Source organism: Citrifermentans bremense R1, assembly GCF_000426865.1.
GTDB classification, from domain to species: domain Bacteria; phylum Desulfobacterota; class Desulfuromonadia; order Geobacterales; family Geobacteraceae; genus Geomonas; species Geomonas bremensis.
Window position 1 is genome coordinate 513,027 of sequence record NZ_AUGE01000001.1, and the last position, 24,129, is coordinate 537,155.

Consider the following 24,129-nt stretch of genomic DNA (forward strand, 5'->3'; position numbering starts at 1 on the left):
CGCGCCCCTATTGCTGCTCCGGGCTGCGCGCCAGGGAGTCGATGGTCACCCCGTCCAGGATGCGCACTACCTCGGTCTGCACCTGCTTCCAGACCCCGTGAACGCGGCAGGGGCCTCCCCTGTCACAGGCGCTTCCCAAAAGGCATCGGTTGGGAAGGATCGGTCCCTCCACCGCCTCTACCACTTCCCGCAGCGTGATCTGCGAGGCGGGGCGGGCGAGAACGAAGCCGCCGCCGGTGCCGCGCGAGGAGGTAACCAGCCCCAGCTTCGCGAAGCTCTGGAAGATCTTGGCCAGGAAGGTCTGAGGGACCTCGGCCGCTGCGGCGATCTCGCTGATCAGCGAAACACGGCCAGGCGGCTGCTGTGCCAGGTAGATGATGCCACGTATGGCGTATTCACCCTTTCGGGTCAGTTCCATCATAAGAACACCTTTAGGACCAAATTTATCCCTTTTATAGCGGAGCATCCGGAACCTGTCAAGCGGAAACTCCAGGAAAATTTCCGGCGGCTGTCAGGGGAGAAACGATGGCGAACCTGCAAGGTCATGGAGCACGGGCGGCGGGGGGACGACGAAAAAAGGGGACCGTTTGTGCGGTCCCCTTTCATGGGCGTGTGTGCATTCGGTTGTATCAGCCGAGCAGGCTGTTGAAGTTTCTCGCTCTGTTGGCCAGGATGGTCGGGTCCAGGACCTCTCCGCAGCAGGTGCATTTCCAGGCATCGAAAGATCTGACGAAGTCGTAATATTTTTCGGCAAACATTCTACCTTTGCATTTAGGACATTTCATAAACCTTACCTCCCAACAAAAAGTTGATTAAAAGACTTCATGTGCGGAGCTATATTTCACCATGCATGCCAAGATGAGGATTATAAATCGATTGTAATCTAATGAAAGCTTTGCCAAAGTGTAACCTTCGGAAAAAAAGGGATTTACGGACCACTAGAAATATTTTTTGATAACCTCCAGTTTTGCCGGCCCGATCCCCGGCACCCGTAACACCTCATCCAGGGAGCCAAAAGCGCCATTTTCGTGACGCTCCGCCACGATCCGTTTCGAGAGCACAGGCCCTATCCCCGGCAAGAGCGCCCATTCCTTCGCCGACATCCGGTCCGGGTCCAGCGGCACCTGCAGCAGCATCCTTTCCTGCGCTCCCATTTTTGTGATTGAAATCACGGCGTTTTTTCCGTCGGGAATGCTAAGGTTGAGGACGTCCCCGGTTTGCAGCAGCGCCGCGCCCCCTGCCGGGAGCGCTCCCAGAGGCTCCGGATCGGCAACCGTCATTTTTATGGCGCTACGCACCGAGGTACCGACGGGAAACCGATACACGCCGGCGCGGGGAAATCCTCCCGCCAGTCGCACCGTGACACTTTCGCCCCGCGCACGCAAAAAGGCCGCTTCCTCACCCCTCGGGGCGGGAAAGCGGCCTTTCACATAGAGCGTTACAGAGAGGAGCAGGGCGAGACACCAGATGGCGAGTCGGCTGCTCGTCGGCATCACTGCTTCGGCACTGCCGCCTCCTCATCCTTGTGGAGCTTGAATTCAATGGCATCGATCAGGGCCTGGTAGGAGGCCTCGATGACGTTGGAGGAAACGCCGACGGTGCCCCAGCGCCCTTCCTTATCGCCGGATTCGATCAGCACCCGGATGGAGGAGGCCGTCCCCTGCCCTGCCGGGAGCACCCTTACCTTGTAGTCGTGGAGCTTAACGTCCCGAAGCTTGGGATAGAACTTCTCCAGCGCCTTCCTGAGCGCGTTGTCGAGCGCGTTGACCGGGCCGGACCCTTCCGCCGCCGTGTGCTCGATCTTTCCCCCCACCTTCACCTTGATGGTAGCCTCGGAGATCGGCTGCTCGTCCTCGTGGCGCTTCTCGTCGATGACCCTGAAGCCGATCACGGAGAAGAACTTGCGGTGCGTGCCGAGCGCGCGCTTCATCAGGAGCTCGAAGGAAGCCTCCGCCCCCTCGAACTGATAGCCGCGGTTCTCCATCGCCTTGATGTCTTCCAGGATCTCCAGGGTCACCGGGTCCTTGCTGTCTAGGTTGATGTTGAACTCGGTCGCCTTGGCGAGGATGTTGGCGCGCCCGGAGAGGTCGGAAACCAGCACCCTGGTGGTGTTTCCCACCAGCTCCGGCCTCATGTGCTCGTAGGTCTCGGGGTGGCGCTGGATGGCGGAGACGTGCACGCCCCCCTTATGGGCGAAGGCGGAGTTGCCGACGTAGGCCTGGTGCTTGTCGGGCGCCAGGTTCGCCAGTTCGTAAACGTAGCGGGAGAGGTCGCGCAACTGGCGCATCTGCTGGTCGCTCACGCACTCCATCTTCATCTTCACCTTGAGGGCCGGGATGACGGAGCAAAGGTTTGCGTTGCCGCAGCGCTCGCCGAAGCCGTTGATGGTCCCCTGCACCTGGACGATGCCGCTTTGCACCGCGACTATCGAGTTGGCGACGGCGCACTCGCTGTCGTTGTGGGTATGGATGCCGAGCGGGGTGATGATCGCCTTTTGCACCTCGGCCACGATGCTGGCGACCTCGAAGGGCATGGTCCCGCCGTTGGTGTCGCAGAGGATAATGCAGTCGGCGCCCGCCTGCTGTGCCGCCAGCAGGGTCTTGATCGCGTACTCCGGATTCGCCTTGTAGCCGTCGAAGAAATGCTCGGCGTCGTAGAACACCTCGGGCATGCGCGCCTTCAGGTACTCCAGCGAGTCGAAGATCAGCTCCAGGTTCTCCTCAAGCGGGATCCTGAGCGCCTCGTGGACCTGGAAGTCCCAGCTCTTGCCGAAGATGGTGACCGCATCCGCCTCGGACTGCACCAGGGTGCGGATGTTCTGATCCTTGTCCGGGGTGATCTTGGCGCGCCTGGTGGAGCCGAAAGCGGCAATCTTCGCCTGGGAGAGCTTCTCTTTCTTGATGTCCTTGAAGAAGGCGACGTCCTTGGGGTTGCTCCCGGGCCACCCTCCTTCAATATAGGCGATCCCCGTCTCGTCCAGTTTATGGGCGATGCGGATCTTGTCCTCCACCAGGAAAGAGATGTCTTCTGCCTGCGTTCCGTCCCTAAGCGTCGTATCGTACAGTTTCACCAAGCTCATATCACCCCATCCTTCACAAAAAACCGTTCAACGTTCAACGTTCTACGTTCTACGTTCAACGTTTGATGTTCAGCATTTTAAAGGTCACCGCCATTCGTATGCCGCCCGACGTCCCAAGGCATCCCGCAGCAGGGGGACTGGCACCTTGCGGAGCCAGTCCCCTGCGCAGAAGGTTCCGGGACGTCGGACGTCGAACGTTGAACGGGTGTTATTTCGACAGGCCGAAGACGTCGTGCAGCACCCTAACGGCGAGTTCGGTGTATTTCGCGTCGACTACGACGGAGATCTTGATCTCCGAGGTGGAGATCATCTGGATGTTGATCCCTTCTGCGGCGAGCGCCTTGAACATGGTTGTCGCGACCCCTGCGTGGCTCCTCATGCCGAGGCCGACGATGGAGACCTTGCTCACGTTCTCGTCGGAGAGGACTTCCTTGGCATTGATCGCCTGGGCGGTCTCCTGGGTGATGGACAGCGCCTTCTTGAATTCTGCCTGGGGCACGGTGAAGGTGAAGTCGGTGGAACCGGCCTCGCTCACGTTCTGAACGATCATGTCCACGGAGATATTGGCATCGGAGAGCGGCGACAGGATCTGGGCGGCGATCCCCGGCTTGTCCGGAACCTGCATCACGGCTATTTTCACTTCATCCTTGGCATAGGCGATACCCGAGACGAGTACTGCTTCCATATCTTTATCCTCCTTGGTAACCATGGTTCCGAGATTTTCGTTAAAGCTTGAGCGGACATGGACGTCGACGTTGTACTTGCTGGCGAACTCGACGGAGCGGATCTGGAGCACCTTGGCGCCCAGGCTGGCCAACTCCAGCATCTCCTCGTAGGAGATGCGCTCGATCTTCTTCGCGTCCTTGCAGATGTTGGGATCGGTGGTGTAGACCCCGTCAACGTCGGTGAAAATTTCGCAAACGTCCGCTTTCAGAGCCGCCGCGAGAGCGACCGCCGAGGTGTCCGAGCCGCCGCGCCCAAGCGTGGTGACGCTGCCTGACTGGTCGACGCCCTGGAAGCCAGCGACGATGAGGATGGTCCCTTCCTTCAAATCGGTGCGCATCTTGGCGTCGTCGATCTTCTCGATGCGCGCCTTTGCGTAGGCGCTATCGGTCAGGATGGGGACCTGGAAGCCCAAGTAGGATTTCGCTTTGTACCCCATGGATTTAAGGCACATGGCCAGCAACGCGATGGAAACCTGCTCGCCTGCTGCAACCAGCACGTCGTATTCGCGGTTGTCCGGGAATTCGCAGACTTCGTTGGCAAGGGCCACCAGCTTGTTAGTTTCGCCGGACATGGCAGAGACTACCACCACCATGTCGTTGCCGGCATCGTAGGTTTTCGCCACCCTCTTAGCGACGTTACGAATCCGTTCGACGGAACCCATCGAGGTGCCGCCGTACTTTTGGACCACCAAAGCCATGTCAGTCCTCCTTATACTCAACTGTTAATCCCCGGAAAGCATCCCCCGGTGGTTTGGAGGTACCTTTATTAGCAAGAATAGAGTTCACGGTCAAAACATTTTTTTAAGTAAGAGCGGCCAAGGGACCGGAATGGGAAAATATTCCTCTCGCAGGTGGGATCGGTAAAAAATACAGCCCCGCATCATGAGACGAGCGGGGCTGCGGCTTGAAACAAGTTGCCCGGCCTTTGACGCGGCCGGGCAACCCGCTGTTTGAAGATGCTGTTTATAGCAAGAGGTCAGCAGGGGAAAAGTGCTTTCAAAACGGCATTCGGCCGTGCCCCTTCGGCGTGAAAGCAAACGCAGCGCCCCTCCCCGCGGTGGCTCAGCTCGACGGTGAGGAGCTCTTGGGGGACCTCGTCTTCCAGGCGCTCGGCCCACTCGACCACGCAGGCCCCGTCGCCGGAGAAGTACTCCTCGAAACCGAGGTCGGCCACCTCGTCCGCCCCCTGGAGGCGGTACAGGTCGAAGTGGTACAGCGGGATCCTCCCCTGGTAGACGTTCAAGATGGTGTAGGTGGGGCTTGTCACCGGCGTCTCCGGGTCCACCTCGAGCCCCAGGGCGATCCCCTTGGCAAACTGGGTCTTCCCCGCCCCGAGTTCCCCGACGAGGGCGACGAAATCCCCCGGCTCCAGGAGCCTGCCGAGCCTCGCCCCCAACGCCACCGTCTCTTCGGAGCTTTTGGTCTCCACGCTCGGCATCGGCTAGCCGATCATGGTCTTGACCATGTCGATGCGGCCGATGATGCCGACCACGCGCCGTCCCTCCACGACCGGCACCGCCTGAATCCGCTTGCTGGTCATGATGTCGGCGACCTCCGAGACCGGCGACTCGGGCCCCACGCTGAAGACCTCTTCGGCATAGATCTCCCCGACGGTCTGCCCCGTCATCTTCTGCAGTTCCTTCTCGAAACGCTTGTCGCTTTCCAGGTAGATGACCCAGTCGAAGATGGAGACCACGGTGGGGATGTGCAGGTTCTTGTCCTGCTCGATCAGGTCGCTTTCCGAGACGATGCCGACCAGGAGCCCTCCCTCATCGACCACCGGGACGGTGGAGATGCGGTGCTGGGCGAAAAGCTGGGCCAGGTCCCTGACGGTGGTGTCGCGGCGCACGGTGATGACCTCTTTGGTCATTATGTCTTTTGCTTTGAGCATGGTGGTTCTCCCTTTTATTGCAGTTCAGTGCATCGATGTTGCGGCCGCGCCGCCGTTTGCGGCGGTAAGCCGCTGCAGCGCCCTGGGGAGGGCCTCCTGCACGTCGGTTGCGACCATGCCGCGCGTACCCATCTTCTCAACCAGGAGGTCCGCCGCGTAGCCGTGGAGGAAAGTTCCTAAGCGGGCGGCGGCAAAGGGGTGGTACCCCTGGCCCAAAAGGGCGGCGATGACGCCGGTCAGGACGTCCCCCATCCCCCCGGTCGCCATGCCGGGGTTGCCGCTGCCGTTGATACTGACGCCGCCGTCGGGCGCAGCCACGATGCTGCGGGCCCCCTTGAGGACGAGGTAGACCTGGAAGCGTGCGGCGAAGTCGCGGGCGCAGCCGATGCGGTCCGCCTCGACCTGCGGGATCGAGAGCCCGGAAAGCCTTGCCATCTCCCCGGGATGCGGCGTCAAAAGCGTCACCCTCCCCCTCCGTTGCAAGAGAAGCTCAGGTGCCTCCGCCACCGCGTTCAGCCCGTCGGCGTCGATGACAAGCGGCGCCTCCAGGAGGGCGAGGAGCGAGTGCACCAGGTAAACCGTGGAGGGGGCGGTCCCAAGCCCAGGGCCGAGCGCCACCGCATCCTTCCCCTTGGCGACCGATAAGAGTTCATCGAGCGCCCCCGCCAGGAAGTACCCCTTGTTCTCCCGCCCGACGGGAATGGTCATCGCCTCGGTCGTCTTCGATTCCAGCACGGGGTTGAGCGCCGCGGGAACGGCAAGGCTCACCAACCCCGCCCCGCTCCTCAAGGCGCTTTGGGCGGCCATGGCCGCGGCACCGCTCTTCCCGGCGCTCCCGGCGATGATGAGGCAATGCCCGTTGCTCCCCTTGTGGGCGAGAAGGCTCCTTTTGCGGATCATCGACCGCGCGCTCACTTCGTCCACGAACTCGCACCCGGGCGCCTCGTCGATTACAGCCTGCGGCATGCCGATATCGACGACCGCCAGGCGCCCGCCGAACTCCGCTCCCGGGTAAAGCACGTTGCCAAGCTTCGCCAGGGCGAAGCTGACCGTCAGTTCGGCACACACCGCCCGCCCGAGCACCCGGCCGCTGCCCGCGTCGATCCCTGAGGGGATGTCGACCGCGATTACCGGAACGCCGCAGGCGTTGACGATGTCGATGGCCTCCCCGTGGATCCCCCCCACCTCGCTGTTGATGCCGGTGCCAAGGAGCGCGTCGACGACGACGGCGGCGCTTTTGAAAAGTTCCTCGTGCCCGGCGAGCCCATGGGGGAGCGTAGTAACCACGCCTGGGTCCAGGCGCTCCAGGTTGGCGGCGGCATCCCCGGTCACGGCTTCCGGCGCGGCCAAAAGCAGCACCGGCGCCTCCCACCCCCTCTGCGAGAGCAACCTGGAGATGACGAAACCGTCGCCGCCGTTGTTCCCTTTGCCGGCGACGATGACCGCCTTTTTCCCGACGCCGTCTCCGAAGCGCTCAGAGATGGCGTCGGCGCACGCGGTGCCGGCGCGCTCCATGAGCGCGAGCCCCGGGACCCCGAACTCCCCGATGGCCCTTTTGTCCATCGACTGCATCACCTGTCCCGTGACCACCTTCATCTAGCGCTCCAGTACCACCATGGCGACGGCGCATCCCGCGTCGTGCGACAGCGACAGGAAACAGGAGCAAAGCCCCGCCTGCCGGAAGAGTTCCTCGGCGCGCCGGTAAAGCCTGAGCTCCGGCTTGCCCAGCTGGTCGTTGACCACTTCCATATCCTTCCAGGAGATGCCGTCGCGCAGGCCGGTCCCCAGCGCCTTCAGGAAGGACTCCTTGGCCGCGAAGCGGAGCGCGTAGTGCTGGGCGCTATGTTTCTTAGCGGAACAGTACTCTATCTCGGAGGGTGTGAAGATCCTGTCGAAGAGGGCGTCGTTCCCCTGCTGCAGGAACTTCTCGAACCTCGCGATCTCAACTATGTCAACGCCCGTGCCGTAAATCACAAAAGCTCCTGTCTTCCGGGAGATCTGTCAGATCGAATCAATCTCGCGGTCCTGCTAACACTATAACCGCTCACGCTGATACTCACAACAACGCTCACTGAGCCTTGCCGGCCGACGCAGGCAGCGCTTGCTGCCACTCGCGCAGCAACCCCGGCAGGTCGAGCGACCAGTCGGAAAGGGCCTTGGCCACCGCCTTCTCCATGGTGGCCCGCTCCCCCAGGTTCTTGAGCACGTTCTGAACGGCGTACCACCCGTAGCGGTTCACCATGAACTGGACCATGGAGTAGCTCTGCTGGTAGGCGAGGCCCGCCTGCTGACCATCCATGGAGGTGAAGGGGCCGGAGAGGGTGACCAGAGGCAACTGATGCGAGGCGTCGACCAGATTCGGGTTGCGGCCGGGGTGGACGAACTCTTTGCGCCCCTCGATCTCCGCCAACCCCTCGTTGAGCCAGGTGGGGACGTTGCCGTGGGTGATCTCCGCGATCAGCACGTGGGTGAATTCGTGGAAGATGACGGCGCGCAGTTGCGGGGTGATCCTGATGATCCCCCCTATCGGGAGCCGGATCTTGCCGTCGTAGAGCCCCCCGGACCAGTCGGGGCCGGCGGTCACGCTGCTGTAGTCGCGCTTGGTGTAGAGGAGCACCGGGATGCGCGCGGTCGGGAAAAGCCCGAGATCGGCGCCCACCGAGTTGTAGGCGCTCTCCAGGGCGTCCAGCACCTCGGCCGAAAGCCCCGGGGGGAGCTCCGCGTCGTAGCTCAGGTCGAACATGGAGCTGAACCCCTTGTCCATGCGCGACTCCACCGGAAGCTCCCGCTCCGCCTTGGCGATGAGGGCGGCCAGCATCTTGTTGTCGGGCTCCCTCTCGCGCGCGCGGCGCCAATAGGAAAGCGCCCCCTGCAGGTCGCCGGTGTCGTAGCCGATCTTCCCCAGGTAGATGAGCGGATCGACGCCGTCGCCTGCTTCCTTGAATTCGCTTGCCGCCGTCAGGTAATCCTTGTCCAGGTAGAGCGCCACGCCGCGCATGAGCGTGAGCTCCCTTTTTTCCGGCAAGAGCTCCCGCGCCTCGGAAAGGCTACGGGCCGCCTTGGCGTAGCGCCCCGCGTTCATGTCGCGCTTGGCGATCTCGGTATAGGTCAGGGCCAGGTTGACCTTGAGCGACTGCTCGTAGGGAAAGAGCGAGGAGGCCCGCTTCAGCTCGTCCAGCGCCTGCTCGTATTCGCCGCGCTCGATCAGCTGCCGGGCCTTGTCGGCATAGGTGACGGGATCCCCGGCGGCCGCCGTGGCGGCGAACGCCAGCATGAGGATAAAGGCGAGAAAGGAAAGCTTCTTCATGGTGGGGACGACAGATCGGCGCCGTCGGGCCGGTCCGCCGGTTCCAGGACCAACTCCTGCGGCGACTGCCCCCTCGCCTTCCGGATGCTCCGGGCGATCCCGGCGGCGTCGAGGCCGTAGGCGGCCTTGAGCTCAGCCTGCTCCCCCTGCTCCACGAAGCTGTCGGGGTACCCCAGGCGAATAACCCGTACTCCGGTGACGCCGCACTCCTCCAAAAGTTCCAGGATGGAGGTGCCGAAACCGCCCTGCAGCACGTTCTCTTCGGCGGTGACCAGGAAGCGGGTAGCCGCGAGGGAGAGGATCAGGTCGCGGTCCAGGGGTTTCACGAAACGGACGTTCATGACGGCAAGGTCCAACCCTTCGAGGGCGAGCGCCGCTGCCGCCTGCTGGGCGGGGTGCACCATGGTGCCCACGGCCAGGATGGCGCCGTCTTCCCCCTCCCTGACCAGCTCACCCTTCCCTACCGGAAGCGGCTCCAGGATCTGGTCCATGGGGACGCCCAGGCCGCCGCCGCGCGGATAACGCACCGCCGAGGGGCCATCGAGCGAGAAGGCGGTGAAGAACATGTGCTGCAGTTCGTTCTCGTCCTTGGGCGCCATCACGGTGAGCCCGGGGAGCTGCCGCAGATAGGAGAGGTCGAACACGCCGTGGTGGGTCGGGCCGTCGTTGCCGACCACGCCGGCGCGGTCGATGGCGAAGACGACCGGGAGTTCCTGCAGGCAGACGTCGTGGCAGAGCTGGTCGAAGCCGCGCTGCAGGAAGGAGGAATAAAGCGCCACCACCGGACGGAACCCTTCCGCGGCAAGCCCCGCCGCGAAGGTGACGGCGTGCTGCTCGGCGATCCCCACGTCGAAGAACCGCTCAGGGAACTCCCTGGCGAACGGGGTGAGCCCGGTGCCGTCCGGCATGGCGGCGGTGATGGCGACGATCTTCTCGTTGTCCTGGGCCAGCCTTTTCAGGGTCTCGCCGAAGACCCCGGTGTACGAGGCGGGGCCGCCTTTGCCCTTGTGCACCTTCCCGGTATGGGCGTCGAAGGGTCCCACGCCGTGGAAAAGAGAAGGGTACGCCTCCGCGGGGGGGAACCCCTTTCCCTTCTTGGTGAGGACATGGATCAGCACCGCGTCGTCGAAACGCTTCACGTTCTCAAAAGTCTCCACGAGCTTGCCGATGTCGTGCCCGTCGATGGGACCGATGTACTCGAAGCCGAACGCCTCGAAGAGCATGCCGGGGGTGAAGAGGGTCTTAAGCGACTCCTCGGCCCTCTTGGCTATCTTCAGGACCGACTTGCCGAACATGGGGAGCCCCTCCAGGAAAGCCTCCAGGTCCTTCTTGGCCCGGTGCACGTATTCGCTGGTTATGGTGCGGGAGAGGAGATTGGAGAGGGCGCCTACGTTCTCCGAGATGGACATCTCGTTGTCGTTCAGGATCACCACCAGGTCCTTGTTCAGCTCGCCGGCGTGGTTCAGCCCCTCCAGCGCCAGGCCGCCGGTCATGGAGCCGTCCCCGATCACGGTCAGCACCTTGTTGTGCTCCCCCTTCAGGTCGCGCGCCACGGCGAAGCCCACCCCGGCCGAGATGGAGGTGGAGGAGTGCCCGACATCGAAGCAGTCGTGGGAGGACTCGGCCCGCTTGGGAAAGCCGCTGATCCCCCCGAGGGTCCGCAGCGTGCCGAAGCGCTCGTTCCTGCCGGTTAAAAGCTTGTGGGCGTAGGCCTGGTGGCCGACGTCCCAGACGATCTTGTCCTTGGGGGAATCGAAAACGCGGTGCAGGGCGATGGTAAGCTCGACCACGCCAAGGCTCGGCGCCAGGTGCCCGCCGTTTGCGGCGCAGGTCTCGATGATTCGCTCGCGGAGCTCGGCCGCGAGGGTTTCCAGCTCACTCAACGAGAGCGACTTCAACTGCCTCGGTTCTTTAATCCCTTCCAGGATGGACGGCATCTACGATTTCCTTTTCACTATGTACGAAGCTATGGCCCGCAAAGGTTCCGCCCGCTCGTCGAACGGTTCCAGGGCGGTCAAAGCGATCTGCACCAGTTCTTCGGCGCGCCGCTTGGACGCCTCCAGCCCGACGAGCGCCGGGTAGGTCGCCTTGCCGCGGGCCTGGTCGCTCCCGGCGTCCTTCCCCAACTCCTCGGTGGTCCCTTCCACGTCGAGAACGTCGTCCGCGATCTGGAATGCGAGGCCGATGGCGTCGGCGTAACGGGTGAGGGCGTCGAAGGCCTCCTCGTTCGCCCCGCCGAGGATGGCGCCGGCGCGCACCGAAGCCCGGATCAGGGCGCCGGTCTTGTGGGTATGGATGTAGGAGAGGGTAGCCATGTCGATGTCGTGCTTTCCCTCGCTCTCCATGTCGACCATCTGCCCGCCGACCATCCCGCGCGAGCCGGAAGCGTGCGCTATCTCGTGGATCACCCGAAGGCGCGCCGCAGGCTCCATCCCTTCGCCGTTGCAGGAGAGGAGGATGAAGGCCTCGGTTAAGAGCGCGTCGCCGGCGAGGATGGCGGTCGCCTCGCCGTACACCTTGTGGTTGGTGGGGTTCCCCCGGCGGAAGTCGTCGTTGTCCATGGCGGGGAGGTCGTCGTGGATGAGGGAGTAGGTATGGATCATCTCCATGGCGCAGGCAGCCGGCAGGGCGGATTCAAGCTCCCCCCCCACCGCCTCGCAGGCGGCAAGCAAGAGCACCGGGCGCACCCTTTTGCCTCCGGCGAACACCGAGTAGCGCATGGAACCGTGCAGGGATGCCGGGAGTTCCTTCCCGTGGGGTAGAAAGCGCTCCAGCGCCTGGTCGACCAACTCGCACTTCTGCTTCAAATATTGCTTCAAATCCATATCATGTCTCTCTTTCCGATGAGTTACGTTGGTCACGCCTCGCGACCATTTTAAAGGTGCTGCAGGCGCGTCGTCGGTTTCTGCCCGCTCTCCTCGCCATTCCAGGGGGGAGGCCGAGTCAATTCTCCTCCCCCTCCAGGGGAGGGGACTCAAAAGGAACGGTTCCCCCTCAACCTCAGTTTTTGAAACGGTTATTCCTCTCCCTCGAATGGTTTGGTAACGAAGCTGCCGTCGCGCTGCTTGACGAGGGTCTCCACCCGCCGCTCGGCCTCGTTCAGCTTTTTGCTGCAGAAGGCGGAAAACTTCACCCCATCCTCGAACGCCTTCAGGGACTCCTCCAGGGAGAGCTCGCCACCTTCTAGCTTCTTCACCACGTCCTCTAGCTTTTTCAGCGCGGTCTCGAACTTCTCCACTGCCATGAGTACCCTCTCGTAGCTCTAGCCCTGCCTCTACGGACATTAACGCCGCAGGCCGGCGAGAATTATTAAAAAGTGATCGCCTATTATACTGATCGTGGGGATGCCGTCAAGGAATCACTCTCCTTGTGCGCCTGTTCCACGGTGCAAAGCGCCGAACCAGCCGCGAAGCTCAGTTCGACGCGGTCGCCGGGGGCCAACTGGCGGCTGCTGGTGACTACCGAACGGGCGGGGAGTTTCCTGGTGATGCTGTAGCCGCGGGAAAGGGTGCCCAGCGGGGAAACGGCGTTCAGCGTGCCGGTGGCAAGACCTACGCTTTCCGCGGCCAAGGCGAGGCGCCGGGTCATGGCGTGGTCCAGGCGCAGCGAAAGCGTGGCAAGCCGCTCCTCCCAACGCTTTAGCGTGAGCGCCGGGGTTTGCCGCGACAGCCGCGCGGTGAGAGTCACTATCCTCTCGGAAGCGTCGTCCAGGATGAGCCCCGCCTCGCGCGTGAGCCGGGCGTCGAGCGAGTCGACCCGCTGCGCCAGGTGCCCGAGGACCCGGCTCGGGTCGGTGATGGCGCGGCTCAAGGCGGTGACCAGGGCGCGGGAGCGCTCCAGGCGGCGCTGCTGCGAGACATGGAGCCTGTGGGTGAGCGCCTCCACCTCCGCGGTCAGCTCCTTCTTGCTGGCGACGACGATCTCCGCAGCGGCGGAAGGCGTGGCGGCCCGAAGATCGGCTACGAAATCCGCGATGGTGAAGTCGATCTCGTGCCCCACCGCAGAGATCACCGGGACCTTGGAGCGGTGTATGGCGCGAGCCACTACCTCCTCGTTGAAGGCCCATAGGTCTTCAAGGGAGCCACCGCCACGGCCGACGATCATGACGTCGAGGTTCCCCACCCGGTTCAGGTCGTCGATGGCGTCGGCGATCTCACGGGCCGCCCCCTCCCCCTGCACCCGTACCGGCGAGATAAGCAGCTCCACGTTGGTGAAGCGGCGGTTTAAGACGGTGAGGATGTCCCTGATGGCGGCGCCGGTGGGCGAGGTGACCACCCCGATGCGGCGCGGCAGCTTCGGTATCTCCCTTTTGTGCAGCTCCGAGAAAAGCCCCTCCTTGGCGAGCTTCTCCTTAAGCTGGATGAAGGCCATCTGCAGCCCGCCGATCCCCTGCGGCTCCAGGTAATCGGCCACCAGCTGGTATTCGCCACGCGGCTCGAAGAGTGTGAGCCTGCCTCGGGTGAGGATGCGCATGCCGTCGCGGGGGGTGAACTTGAGGGAGCGGAAGGCGCCGCGGAACATGACGCAGCGGATCTGGGCGCCGGCATCCTTCAAGGTGAAGTAGCAGTGCCCCGACTGGGGGCAGGCGAGATTGGAGATCTCCCCCTCGACCCAGACCTGCTCGAAATTCTCCTCCAAAAGCCCGCGCACCAGCGCGGTGAGCGCGCTCACGGTGAGGACCCGCCGTTCCTTGAAAAGTTGCACTGAAACCTCCGGATTGCGGAAATGTTGCGACCTGTGCGCCGCAGCAGGTCCATCCCCTCGCCCTCTGGGATAGGGGCAGGGGTGAGGGGTGGCACCCTCTCCCAGAGGGAGAGGGTATGGACGGAGATCAGTTTAAATGGAAACACAGGGGAGCCGCATTTGTCAGAGGGAAGCACAGGCAAGTTCGTCTGATTGATAAAGCTAAATCCACACTGTCAAAGCCCTCTGATTGTGCCTGTCACGTCCGCCGTTCTACCATGGCCTTCTGACACTGTCAAACCGGTTGACCGTCGCGCCGTGTCGATGTTAGTATGCGCGCCATGAAAAATTACCCTTATGTAATAACCGTTTCCTCTGAAAAAGGTGGCGTGGGCAAGACCACTCTGGCGACCAACCTGGCGATCTTCCTGAAGGGGTTGGACGAGAATCTTCCCGTCTCCATCCTCTCCTTCGACAACCACTTCACCATCGACAAGATGTTCTCCATCAAGGGGCAGCAGTTGCGCGGCTCCGTCGCCGACCTGCTCCTGGAGACCAGGGGCGTCGACCTTCTGCACACAGGCCAGTACGGCGTGAACTACATACCTTCCTCCACCTCGCTCCCGAGCCTCAAGGCGTCGCTCAGGGGTCCGATGGTGCTGGCGCGGCTTTTGGCCCTGTCGGAGATCCCCGGCATCCTCATCGTCGACACCCGCCCTGACCTCGACGTCATGACCCAGAACGCGCTCTACGCCGCGGACCGGGTTCTGGTCCCGATCAAGGACATGGCGAGCATGGACAACTGCAGGAACATCTTCGAGCTGTTCGACAAGAGGGGACTGGACCGCAAGAGCCTGTCGCTCATCCCCTGCCTGATCGACGAGCGCATCAAGTTCGAGGGGCTCTTCAAGGACCAAAAGACGCTCCTCAAGGCCTTCGCCATCAACCGCGGCTTCCGCTGCCTCGATATCTTCATCTCCAAGAGCCCCAAGGTGGAAAGCCTCAACACGAACCCCGAAGGGAAGATTTACCCGATCCTCACCCACGGGCGCGGCACCGACGTCTACGGCCAGTTCACCGCGCTGGGACAGACCTGCCTCAACGAGTACTATCAGACCGAGGAGCCGAGAGCCCTTTTGTACGACAAGTGGCAAAACGAAGAGAACAAGCGCAAGAAGGAAGAGTACTTCGGGAGGCTTTCCGGGCTTAAGAGCCAATGCATGGTCTGCGGAAAGGAACTGAAGCAGGGGTCACAGGTTTCCTACTACTGCGAGAGCTCGGACGGAGCCGCGAGCGGCTTCATGGAGGCGGACTGCTTCACCGGCTTCCTGATCTCCACCATCTTCAAGATCGACAGGGAACTTCCCACCGACGACCCGACCCGGATGATGATTCACCAGACCGCGCTGGAGTCCGTGTTCGTGCTGAACCCCGGTGATGCCAACGAGCCGGGCAGCATCGACTTCCACCGTTTCGACCTCACCGGGAGCGAGCTGTTGAAGAAGAAATACCCGCTGGCGCGCTCGCCGCAGCGCGACGGCTTTTCGGGGATCCTGGACGGGACCCTGGTGGGATATCAAGGGGAGTTGCGCGACGCCTTCCTGATGGTTCACCCAGTGAACGGCGACAACCCCGCCTCCATCCTGGTGGACGAGAACTATCGCGAGATGGCGAAGCTGAAAAAGAGGATCTCGGAACAGCTTTAAAAACCGGAAGCTACTCACGCAAAGGCGCAAAGGACGCCAAGACCCCGCTAGAGGGTTTTGACGTTCTTTGCGCCTTTGCGGCTTTGCGTGATGGCTTTTCAGCTGGTCAAAGCGGAGGCGTAGACGAAGGTGATGCCGGTCTTGGCCAACTCCGGCAGGTAAGCCTTCAGGGCGCGCAGGGTCGCCGGGTGCGGGTGGCAGATGGCTATCGCCCCGCCCCTTTTCCTGGCGACTGCGGCGGCCTCGAAAAGCTGCTTTCCTATCGCCCCCTCATCCTGCACGTTGTCCAGGAACACCTGCCGGGTCCCCGCCTTAATTCCCAGGGCGCGGGCGGTCTGGTAGCCGACCGAGGCGGGCGAAGTCCTGCTATCGATGAAGAACACCCCCTTCTCCTTCAAGACCCCGAGCGCCGCCTCCATCTTGTCCGCATGCTGCGTGAAGCGCGACCCCATGTGGTTGTTGGCCCCCACGGCGTGCGGCACGCGGCTGAAGTAATCGCTCACCCGCTTCGCTATCTCGGCGTCGTCCATGGTCACCAAAAGCCCGATACTTTCCATCTTCTGCTTCGGATATCCCTCCGGCTCCATGGGCATGTGCACCATCACCTCCGCTCCTGCCGCGTGCGCGGAATCGGCCACCTGCCGCGCGCGGGGAAGGCTCGGGATGATGGAATAGGTGATGGGTAGGCCTATGGATTGCAGCGTCTGCAGTTCCTGCATGCTGCTCCCCATGTCGTCGATGATGATGGCGACGCGCCCGGCCCCATGCGCACGGGGGACAACGGCGGCATGGGGTTTGGGAGCCTGGGCCTGGGCGGTGGAGAGCTTTTGCTGCACCGGCTTCGCATGTTCGGGAATGGGGAGATGCGGAGAGGTTACCGCCGGCGCTTCGACCTTTGCCGGCGCGGCCGGTGCCGGCTCCTTGCGGCTCTTCTCCAAAAAGAACAGGGCAAGAGCGATGACGATGGCGACCGCGATCAACGCGACCAAAGGCCTGCGCCCCCCCCCCGGTGAAGGTTTACGTCTGTTTACCGACCTGCCCTTTTTTGCCAAAACCTACCTCCGCCACTGTCTCTTTATAAACAACGACAGGGAAATAGCATGATCGTCGCAGACAATGCAAATCATTTGAGCTGTGAGGCGCGTACTTCGGACCAGACCAGCACAACATTAAACCTTGATAAGCGACAAGATCATGCGCTATAAGAGTAGGGCTGTTTACTGGAACATTAGCAGGAGGCAATATGGCGGCAGAGTGGCAGGAAAACCTCAGCATCGGCGTCTTAGAGATAGACATTCAGCACAAGCTTCTCTTTGACAAATTCAACAGCTTCCTGAACACCTACGCGGCCAACGGCAATACCGACCAAACGCTGCAGATGTTCTGGTTTCTGGAAGCGTATGCCGTCACGCACTTCAAGGAAGAAGAGAAACTGATGCTGCAGGCAGGCTATCCTGCACTCCCGGCCCACCGGCAGAAGCACCAGGCTTTCATCGACCAGATCAACCAGTTGAAGGAGCGCCTAAAGGCGGAAGGCCTGAACCAGGCGCTGGTCACCGCTATGACCAGTTTCATAACCTCGTGGCTGATACAGCACATCTCCACCGAAGACCGCGCCATCGGCGACTTCATCAACAAAAGGCCGGCAGGATACGTCTCGGCATAGCTGGCGCCGCCGCGCGGCCCCAGACAAAGCAAAAGCCGGCATCTACCCGCGGCCACCTCCCGCTTCTTCAACCCCCTACCGTCCCCTTCTCATACCCAGGCTCGAACGTTGAACTGTCTTGCCTCCCCCCGTTATCTTCCCTTTCACATATCCAAGGTGTGGCGTTTCAACGTCGAACGTTGAACGTTGAACGTCCTTATGCCTTTTCTTGATCTGGATCATACATTCTTAACCCTGTCGGTGTTACTATCAGAGCTGCAAGAAGAAGCGCACCTATTTCCGGATGTGCAAAGGAGACCGACCATGGAGAAAACAGCAAAGATTCCTGTTGAAGCAACCGATTCGGAAACCGTTGGCGCCGTCGTGGCCAGGGATTACCGCGCCGCCGGCGTGTTGGAAAAATATGGTATCGACTTCTGCTGCGGAGGGAACGTCCCTCTGGACGCGGCCTGCCGCGACAAAGGGGTCGATCCGCAGGCCCTGCGGCGTGAACTGGAAGAAGCGGCGGCGCGCCCCCTGGACCGCAGCCAGAATTACGACGCGTGGGAACTCCCGTTTCTGGCTGACTACATCGTCAACACGCACCATGTCTACCTGAAGGAAAGCATCCCGACCATCACGGCCTACGCTCAGAAGATCGCCGAAGTGCATGGCGCCAACCATCCCGAAGTGGTGGAGATCGCCGCCATTTTTCGCAAGGTGGGGGCAGACATGGTGCTCCACCTGCAAAAGGAGGAGGAAAAACTCTTCCCGGCGATCAAGCGGCTTGCGGAGCTGAAGGCAAAAGGAACCAGCGCCGATGCGCAGGAAGTAGCCGGTCTGAAGGAAGTCCTGGCAGACCTGAGCCACGAGCATGACGAGGTAGGAGCCGCGGTGCACGAGATACGGCGGCTCGCCAACGACTACACCGTACCCGGGGACGTCTGCAATACCTTCATGGTGACCTATGAGAAGCTGAAGGAATTCGAAGACGACCTGCACAAGCACGTTCATTTGGAGAACAACATCCTCTTCCCCAAGGCGGCAAGGGTGTAAGTCAAGATGAAGCTCCACTTGCCCGCATCCCCAAGCCCGTAAAGGCCCCCTCCCCTGGCGGGAGGGGGTCAGGGGGTGGGGTAAGGTGCCATCATATCCTGGACAAAAAGGAGAAAATCATGTTTTTCGTAGTCGCTACCGTCGCCTCCCTCTGGCTGGTTCTCATCGCGGTTTCCCTCTGCCCCCTGAAGTGCCGTGCCCGTTCCCGTGACCGGGAATAATCTTCATCATTAGCCGCACCGACCCCGCGCCCCCTCTTCCGAGTCGCATGAAATACCACAATCGGCCTTTGCTTCCGCCACTTTAAGCCCTGATCCGGTTGACATCACACTCCCCATGTGTATCCTTCTGTTGCCGCAATCATTAGAGTTTGGCAACTACGAACCAAGGAGGACGCATGACCGGAAAAACGGCTCGTCTCATCTTCTGGCTGGGAACCCTCATCTCAGCCGCCATCTTCCTCTGGATGACCTACGATTTTCACCTGCAAACCCCGAAGTACACGCACACCGACAAACTTAGCGAAGAGGTAGTGGCCGGGAAAAAGGTCTGGCACAAGTACAACTGCAACGACTGCCACACCATCCTGGGCTTCGGCGGCTATTACGCCCCGGACATGACCAAGGCCTTCTACCGGCTGGGCGAAAACAACATCGCCTCCATCGTTCAGCACCCGGAGGTGATGTACAAGAACTCCTTCAGAAAGATGCCGCAGTTAGGGATAACAGAGCCCGAAACAAGGCAGCTTATCGCCTTCTTGCGCTGGACGGCTGAAATAGATAACCGAAAGTGGCCGCCGCAGGACGAGAAGTTCGTCGAGGCGTACAAGCTCAGGGAGTCCCAGCCGCAGAAGCTGGACAAGGTGCACCTGGTGCTGCAGGCATGCGGCGGCTGCCATACCTTCGAGCATCAGGGGCGCAACGTGGGAGGAGACCTCACCGAGATTGCCAACCGCATCACCTACGACCGGCAGACTCTCATCAATTACATGATCAATCCGCAATCGGTGCGGCCGGGTGTGACCATGCCGCCGCAGGATGTGAGCCTGCAGACTGCCGGCACCATCGCGGATTTCTTGCTGAGCCTTAAAAGCCACAAGGAGGTGAGCCAATGAAGACGATCGAATTCGAGAGCCAGCGCGTCTCGCTTTGGTACTTCCGTCTGGCCCTGGTGCTGTTCATCCTGCAGGTCATCATGGGGCTTTGGCTCTCCATCAACTACGCCTTCACGCTGCCGCAGGAGCTGGTCAACGTCTTTCCCTTCAGCACCGCCCGCGAAATCCACACCAACACCCTGGTGGCCTGGATGCTGCTCGGCTTCATGGGGGGGACCTACTACATACTCCCGCCCGAGTGCGACCGCGAGCTTTACAGCACGAAGATCGCCTACCTGCAGCTGATCATCTTCGTGGCAGCGGCGGTCACCGCCGTGATCGGCTTTTTATTCGGCTGGACCCGCGGGAAGCCGCTTTTGGAGATCCCCTTCCCGCTGAACGCCCTCATCGTGGTCGCGGCGCTCCTGTTCATAGCCAACGTCGCCATGACCATCATGAAGGCGAAGGTAAAGACCGCGCTGCAGTGGATGCTTTTGGGCGGGGTCACCTTCCTGGCGCTCATGTACCTCTTCGGCATGCCTTTTTACCGCAACCTCAACACGGATTATTACTATTGGTGGTGGGTGATCCATCTCTGGGTGGAGGGGGCTTGGGAAATAGTCACCGCATCGATCATGGCGTACATCATCATGCGGGTGACCGGGGTGGAGCGCCAGGTAGTGGAGAAATGGCTCTATGTCGAGACCGGGCTTTTCCTCTTCACCGGCATAGTGGGAACCGGCCATCACTACTACTGGATCGGGGCTCCGGACTACTGGCTTTGGTGGGGCGGCATCTTCAGCGCCCTGGAACCGCTTCCCATCGTGCTCATGGTGGTCGACACCTGGATGCACGTTCGGGAGCGCCGCAACCCCATCGTCAATCCGCTCACCTGGTACTACATCGTGGGGCTTGCCATCTACCACCTGGTCGGCGCCGGGCTCTGGGGATTCATGCACACCCTGCCACCCGTCAACCGCTATACCCATGGTAGCCAGATCACCGTCTCCCACGGGCATCTCGCCTTTTTCGGTGCTTATGCCCTGTTGAACCTGACCATCTTCTACTTCGCCATGCCGCGCCTGAAGGGGATCACGAAGTACCACGACACCGCCGGCCGGTGGGGGTTCTGGATCACCACCATCGCCATGTTCACGCTGGGGCTCGTCTTCGGCATAGCCGGGATATTGCAGACCTACCTGGAGCGATTCCTCGACATAGGCTACAGCACCGCCCAGCAGACCATGATGCTCTGGTTCAGGATCGCCTTCGGCGTCGGGTTGATCTTCCTGGGAGGCGTCCTCACCACCATCTGGCACCTGTTCACGCTGAAGCCGTCGGACAAGCAGCCCGCCGAGGAGGTAGTCGTCACCCCCGCCGCCAATATTTAGCTCCTAAAAAAGCGCCAGGTCGTGAGACCTGGCGCACCTTTCGATTGCGCAAAAACTACCCTTCATAAAGCCTTGATAAACTCTGAAATCGGCTCTATATTTAGAGCTAATCATAGGAGGTGGTTATGCGCGTCGATACTATCTATGCTGATCTTTCTGTTAGCATGTCGGAGTTCAAAAAAAATCCGGCACAGGTTCTGCGAACTGCCGGTGAAAAACCAGTGGCTATCCTTAACCACAACCGTCCGGCATTTTACATGGTAACCCCAAAGATCTTTGAGGCTCTTGTCGAAGCCCTTTCCGACAAAGAGCTGAGCGAGCTAGTCCGCCACCGGCTAGCACAAAAAGACCAGGCTGTAGAGGTTGACATTGACACCGTCTGAGCCAGGCAAGGGGGAGCCCAAGTATTCCCTCAAATTTGTGCCTGATGCTCTCAAGGAATGGCAAGCGCTTGACGGCAGCATCAAAGAACCTTTGCGCAAGGCACTGAAAAAACGTCTTGAGCACCCACACGTGCCAGGTGCGGAACTGCATGGCGACCTGAGGGGATGCTATAAGATAAAGTTACAAAAGCAGGGATACCGTTTGGTTTATACAGTTGAGGATGACGTTCTCGTCGTTCTCGTGTTAGCCGTCGATCGCAGGGAAGATTTGGCGGCATATCACGCTGCAATAGCCAGGCTTCTTAAATGAACATACTCCTGTAGCGACTCCAATAGCTTCCCCTCTTTCGGCAGTCGCAATGACACTACACCTTACTGAACCGGTGCACTAAGATCTGCCCGCCAAACCTCCCTCTGCCACCGGCTTTTTTACCTGTTTTTCGAAACAGAAGAAAACCCCTTTCCTGAATCGGACAGTGCCGGCTTTTTCATATCCCAGATGTCCATAAAGTGCCGTTGCACCGGGATTCTGCGTGAACGCATCAAATCGAATCGTTTCGTAGCCCTGTTTCTCCGCGGTCTTTTCAGCAAAATCCATCAAACGTGTGGCCATTCCTTGGCGTTGATGAGAAGGGTCGATGGTAAGACGGTGAATTACGAGTACTCTGCCGGAGTACTTCCATTTGACGTCTTGATATTCGGGCGACTGTGAATCATTGATCGAGATCATGCCGACGATTCGTCCATCAACCTCAATCACATGCATGTGTTGTGAATCAACGTCAGTCTGCAATATCGCTCTGTCCGGGTAGATGTCATCCCACTGATGAATCCCTTTGGCTTCCATGTGACGAGTTGCCGCTTGAACGATGTCGAGCAACGTGTCCAGCTCATCCATCTTTGCTGGTCTTATAAGTGTCATGTCATGGTTGTCCGAACTATGTAGTTGAGAGGTATTGGATGTTATTGAGTCAATGGTTCGGGAGTCGTAGCAAAAGCACCTTATATTTCAAGACCTGGCACCCACCTTCCTTCTCAAGCCGGCGCGCCTTTGAGCCAAAAAAAATCTTAAATCAAATACGCATTTCCTTGGTTCAAAACAATCTTGCGTTAGATTGCCTTGTACATGTTCCGTGTATCGAATATCTAGATTTGTCATTTTCAATAGAACCAGACACACGGCCGCTTGTTCTATCAATTATTATCCTAGTCTTATAGGACTCATTTTTTTCTAACTTCAAAAAATTTCCGTTCAGCTTGTACACCGAATCAAAATTGTCGTCTGTTAATACTTTATTGTTATCCTCGTCAATTCCGAGAATAATATCATCCAGTTTTGTTATGTTTCCATTTAAGCTGATCATATCTGAAGAACATGTGATGTATGTTATAGGATTAATCTTTTTCAGCTTATCTAAATCACTGTAGCTAACGCTTCCGTAAAATATCAATGGTTCCTTAGTTTCGGGTGTAGTTTTTGACATTACATCAAACTGTATGCGAGACTGTCCAATAGTCCACTGATATGTATCAAATGTTATATAGTACTCGGGATCAGTTCGCAATTTACTTTGTTTCCTAACAAATGAGTTGCCGTAAGCAGCAATCATGCTGTTTTTTAACGCATTAACGTTGTCTGGCTTGTTGTCAGAAAACAGTTCAATTCGTTCAAAAACAGTGTCATTCTTGCGAATACATGCTATTTGCAAGCTCAGCCCGTCAAGAGTTACATTTCCATAATAATTGTAAACCAAAGGGGAGTCTTTGTATGTTTCAACTTTAGAAGGTTTGCCCTTAAACCTTTTGTTATTTGACAACTTAATGTAATCAATTTTCCCCACATTGTCCTTAGTGAACAGCATGTTTTACACCGATGTTTCAAGAGCATGGGCGTTGATCGCAATGAATAATAATGGGAGCAGCAAGGATAATATTTTCATGGTACCCTCTTGAAAGATTTTTCAGCCAACTCGTAGTCGACCAGTTAGACACTGCATCTCATACAGGATGCTGGCATCTTATATGAGATACAAAATTGAGGATGCATTTACACCGAAGATCTTCTGGGCATCATCAAAAAATCCTGCACGGCCGTTCCGTGCCGCGAATGGAGCCGTAGCGAACCTTCCAAAGCCTGTCTTCCGTATCCCATCCCGCCTGCAACTTTCAGCCTGGCACCAAGGTCTGCTTCGAGTAGGCAACCACGACCTTTACATGTCCTCTTCGCTGAAGCGGGCACGGGGACGCCAGGGCTTTCCCTACACGACGATTTCCACGGTCTTCAGCCTGACGCCTGCGCTCCGGGTCGTAACCGTACCGCGGGTGTAGGAGGGGACGTCCATGCGTTGATGCGGTTCTTGGCGGTAGATAGATAGAAACGCATGAAGGCATGGACATCCCCTTGTTCCCTTGAAAGTAAATTAAAACTTATGCTCGAATTCTCTGCGAGCAAGCTTTTTTTCTAGTATCTCTTGGTGTTGGATTTCCTACCTCGACAGAGTCCACACGAGGGTTGGAACATCTTCATTTCATCTTGCCAAACCCTGGTGTACTACTGAAGCGATTGAAGCTTCCAACAAGAATTGTCAGCGGCAGCTGGTTTTTCGATCAGCTTTTTTATTAGCTTTCCTCCCGCAATAAATATCATCGGAACTGATACAAAGAGGCATATTCCGATAAACATGCCCACCATTTCCCTAAGTTCAGCTGGCACCCATGAAAGGAGAGAACTGACTAGGCTAAGCCATCCTTTGTGTTGCCCTTGCTTTCCATCTTCTGTCATGCGAACCCTCAGATTTATTCATTTTTGTCCAACGGGTTGCCGCTGAGCTGCGAGTGTCAGCGAGACAGCTCCAGTGGCGTGTTGGCTGTGTCTTTATATAGTTCTTCTAGCAGGTTGTTGAAAAACTAAGTACAGAAAAGAGCAGTTTTATGGTACACTACGGCGCGTAACACATTGCAATCACAAAGGAATGTTATGCGCGGCGAGGACAATAAGACAGAAGCTCTTTTCACATATGTGACCCCCGAATCCTTCGTTCCCAAGGATCATCCCCTCCGGTCCATCAGGAAGATGGCTGATGACGCCTTGGCTGGAATGGACAAGCTCTTTGACAGCATTTATGCCTCTGCTGGTAGGCCGTCCATCCCGCCGGAAAAGCTGCTCAAGG

Annotated in this window: 25 protein-coding genes and 1 pseudogene; 8 read left to right on the forward strand and 18 right to left on the reverse strand. The window is 59.3% G+C overall.

Annotated features, from left to right (window positions below):
* Positions 1–7 precede the first annotated feature (7 nt).
* The 14 genes from K419_RS0102355 to xseA all read right to left on the reverse strand — a co-directional run bounded on the left by K419_RS0102355 (position 8) and on the right by xseA (position 13,706).
* On the reverse strand, positions 8–421 hold the full coding sequence (locus K419_RS0102355; protein WP_012529699.1) for an RrF2 family transcriptional regulator: 414 nt from the start codon (positions 419–421) through the stop codon (positions 8–10).
* Between the two features lie 208 nt (positions 422–629).
* Entirely contained in the window at positions 630–785 is a 156-nt protein-coding gene (locus K419_RS23420; protein WP_012529698.1) for a hypothetical protein, read from the reverse strand.
* A gap of 153 nt (positions 786–938) precedes the next feature.
* A complete protein-coding gene (locus tag K419_RS0102365; protein ID WP_026840155.1) occupies positions 939–1,493 on the reverse strand; it encodes a ComEA family DNA-binding protein in 555 nt (184 codons plus the stop codon).
* Positions 1,493–3,079, reverse strand: coding sequence for a citramalate synthase (cimA, locus tag K419_RS0102370; protein ID WP_026840156.1), 1,587 nt, complete (start codon positions 3,077–3,079; stop codon positions 1,493–1,495). Before cimA ends, K419_RS0102365 begins: the two co-directional genes overlap by 1 nt.
* A gap of 208 nt (positions 3,080–3,287) precedes the next feature.
* Positions 3,288–4,502, reverse strand: coding sequence for an aspartate kinase (locus tag K419_RS0102375; RefSeq protein ID WP_026840157.1), 1,215 nt, complete (start codon positions 4,500–4,502; stop codon positions 3,288–3,290).
* A 278-nt stretch (positions 4,503–4,780) separates the two neighbouring features.
* Positions 4,781–5,242 carry a tRNA (adenosine(37)-N6)-threonylcarbamoyltransferase complex ATPase subunit type 1 TsaE gene (gene tsaE, locus K419_RS0102380; RefSeq protein WP_026840158.1) on the reverse strand — a complete coding sequence of 154 codons (462 nt, stop codon included), beginning with the start codon at positions 5,240–5,242 and terminating at the stop codon, positions 4,781–4,783.
* 3 nt (positions 5,243–5,245) lie between these two features.
* The gene (locus K419_RS0102385; RefSeq protein ID WP_026840159.1) at positions 5,246–5,695 is read right to left on the reverse strand and encodes a CBS domain-containing protein; all 450 of its coding nucleotides are present in this window, start codon (positions 5,693–5,695) and stop codon (positions 5,246–5,248) included.
* Positions 5,696–5,719: 24 nt separating this feature from the next.
* Positions 5,720–7,291, reverse strand: a complete 1,572-nt coding sequence (locus K419_RS0102390) for an NAD(P)H-hydrate dehydratase (RefSeq protein ID WP_026840160.1) — start codon at positions 7,289–7,291, stop codon at positions 5,720–5,722.
* On the reverse strand, positions 7,292–7,669 hold the full coding sequence (locus K419_RS0102395; protein WP_012529691.1) for a holo-[acyl-carrier-protein] synthase: 378 nt from the start codon (positions 7,667–7,669) through the stop codon (positions 7,292–7,294). It abuts the gene before it with no gap.
* A 94-nt stretch (positions 7,670–7,763) separates the two neighbouring features.
* Positions 7,764–9,002: a peptidase MA family metallohydrolase gene (locus tag K419_RS0102400; protein ID WP_026840161.1), complete on the reverse strand. Its 1,239-nt coding sequence runs from the start codon at positions 9,000–9,002 to the stop codon at positions 7,764–7,766.
* The gene (gene dxs, locus K419_RS0102405; RefSeq protein WP_026840162.1) at positions 8,999–10,939 is read right to left on the reverse strand and encodes a 1-deoxy-D-xylulose-5-phosphate synthase; all 1,941 of its coding nucleotides are present in this window, start codon (positions 10,937–10,939) and stop codon (positions 8,999–9,001) included. Before dxs ends, K419_RS0102400 begins: the two co-directional genes overlap by 4 nt.
* Positions 10,940–11,827 carry a polyprenyl synthetase family protein gene (locus tag K419_RS0102410; RefSeq protein WP_026840163.1) on the reverse strand — a complete coding sequence of 296 codons (888 nt, stop codon included), beginning with the start codon at positions 11,825–11,827 and terminating at the stop codon, positions 10,940–10,942.
* Between the two features lie 191 nt (positions 11,828–12,018).
* Positions 12,019–12,246, reverse strand: coding sequence for an exodeoxyribonuclease VII small subunit (locus K419_RS0102415; protein ID WP_026840164.1), 228 nt, complete (start codon positions 12,244–12,246; stop codon positions 12,019–12,021).
* A gap of 83 nt (positions 12,247–12,329) precedes the next feature.
* Positions 12,330–13,706 carry an exodeoxyribonuclease VII large subunit gene (gene xseA, locus K419_RS0102420; protein WP_026840165.1) on the reverse strand — a complete coding sequence of 459 codons (1,377 nt, stop codon included), beginning with the start codon at positions 13,704–13,706 and terminating at the stop codon, positions 12,330–12,332.
* A 311-nt stretch (positions 13,707–14,017) separates the two neighbouring features.
* On the opposite strand from xseA, the gene K419_RS0102425 reads away from it, so the two are divergent.
* Complete coding sequence (locus K419_RS0102425) at positions 14,018–15,391, forward strand: ParA family protein (protein WP_026840166.1); 1,374 nt, start codon at positions 14,018–14,020, stop codon at positions 15,389–15,391.
* A gap of 98 nt (positions 15,392–15,489) precedes the next feature.
* Here K419_RS0102425 and K419_RS0102430 read toward each other — a convergent pair whose 3' ends face one another.
* The gene (locus K419_RS0102430; protein ID WP_318842525.1) at positions 15,490–16,380 is read right to left on the reverse strand and encodes a divergent polysaccharide deacetylase family protein; all 891 of its coding nucleotides are present in this window, start codon (positions 16,378–16,380) and stop codon (positions 15,490–15,492) included.
* A 254-nt stretch (positions 16,381–16,634) separates the two neighbouring features.
* Here K419_RS0102430 and K419_RS0102435 point away from each other — a divergent pair, with 254 nt between their 5' ends.
* The 6 genes from K419_RS0102435 to K419_RS0102465 all read left to right on the forward strand — a co-directional run bounded on the left by K419_RS0102435 (position 16,635) and on the right by K419_RS0102465 (position 21,269).
* Positions 16,635–17,057: a bacteriohemerythrin gene (locus K419_RS0102435; protein ID WP_026840168.1), complete on the forward strand. Its 423-nt coding sequence runs from the start codon at positions 16,635–16,637 to the stop codon at positions 17,055–17,057.
* A gap of 303 nt (positions 17,058–17,360) precedes the next feature.
* Complete coding sequence (gene ric, locus K419_RS0102440; protein ID WP_026840169.1) at positions 17,361–18,092, forward strand: iron-sulfur cluster repair di-iron protein; 732 nt, start codon at positions 17,361–17,363, stop codon at positions 18,090–18,092.
* A 397-nt stretch (positions 18,093–18,489) separates the two neighbouring features.
* Positions 18,490–19,206, forward strand: coding sequence for a c-type cytochrome (locus tag K419_RS0102450; RefSeq protein ID WP_012529681.1), 717 nt, complete (start codon positions 18,490–18,492; stop codon positions 19,204–19,206).
* Positions 19,203–20,576: a cbb3-type cytochrome c oxidase subunit I gene (locus K419_RS0102455; RefSeq protein WP_026840170.1), complete on the forward strand. Its 1,374-nt coding sequence runs from the start codon at positions 19,203–19,205 to the stop codon at positions 20,574–20,576. Before K419_RS0102450 ends, K419_RS0102455 begins: the two co-directional genes overlap by 4 nt.
* Positions 20,577–20,701: 125 nt before the next feature.
* Positions 20,702–20,959 (forward strand): type II toxin-antitoxin system prevent-host-death family antitoxin, encoded by a 258-nt coding sequence (locus K419_RS0102460; RefSeq protein ID WP_035496760.1) that lies wholly within the window; start codon positions 20,702–20,704, stop codon positions 20,957–20,959.
* The gene (locus tag K419_RS0102465; RefSeq protein WP_035496761.1) at positions 20,946–21,269 is read left to right on the forward strand and encodes a type II toxin-antitoxin system RelE family toxin; all 324 of its coding nucleotides are present in this window, start codon (positions 20,946–20,948) and stop codon (positions 21,267–21,269) included. Before K419_RS0102460 ends, K419_RS0102465 begins: the two co-directional genes overlap by 14 nt.
* A 78-nt stretch (positions 21,270–21,347) precedes the next feature.
* On the opposite strand, the gene K419_RS21465 is transcribed toward K419_RS0102465, so the two are convergent.
* From K419_RS21465 to K419_RS23425, 3 genes are all read right to left on the reverse strand, one after another.
* Entirely contained in the window at positions 21,348–21,881 is a 534-nt protein-coding gene (locus K419_RS21465; protein ID WP_084154086.1) for a GNAT family N-acetyltransferase, read from the reverse strand.
* 172 nt (positions 21,882–22,053) lie between these two features.
* Entirely contained in the window at positions 22,054–22,821 is a 768-nt protein-coding gene (locus K419_RS0102475; RefSeq protein WP_026840173.1) for a hypothetical protein, read from the reverse strand.
* Positions 22,822–23,510: 689 nt separating this feature from the next.
* Entirely contained in the window at positions 23,511–23,741 is a 231-nt protein-coding gene (locus K419_RS23425; protein WP_156912166.1) for a hypothetical protein, read from the reverse strand.
* 195 nt (positions 23,742–23,936) lie between these two features.
* Between K419_RS23425 and K419_RS0102480 the strand changes: the two are divergent.
* Positions 23,937–24,129, forward strand: a pseudogene (locus K419_RS0102480) (IS5/IS1182 family transposase); the annotation flags it as partial.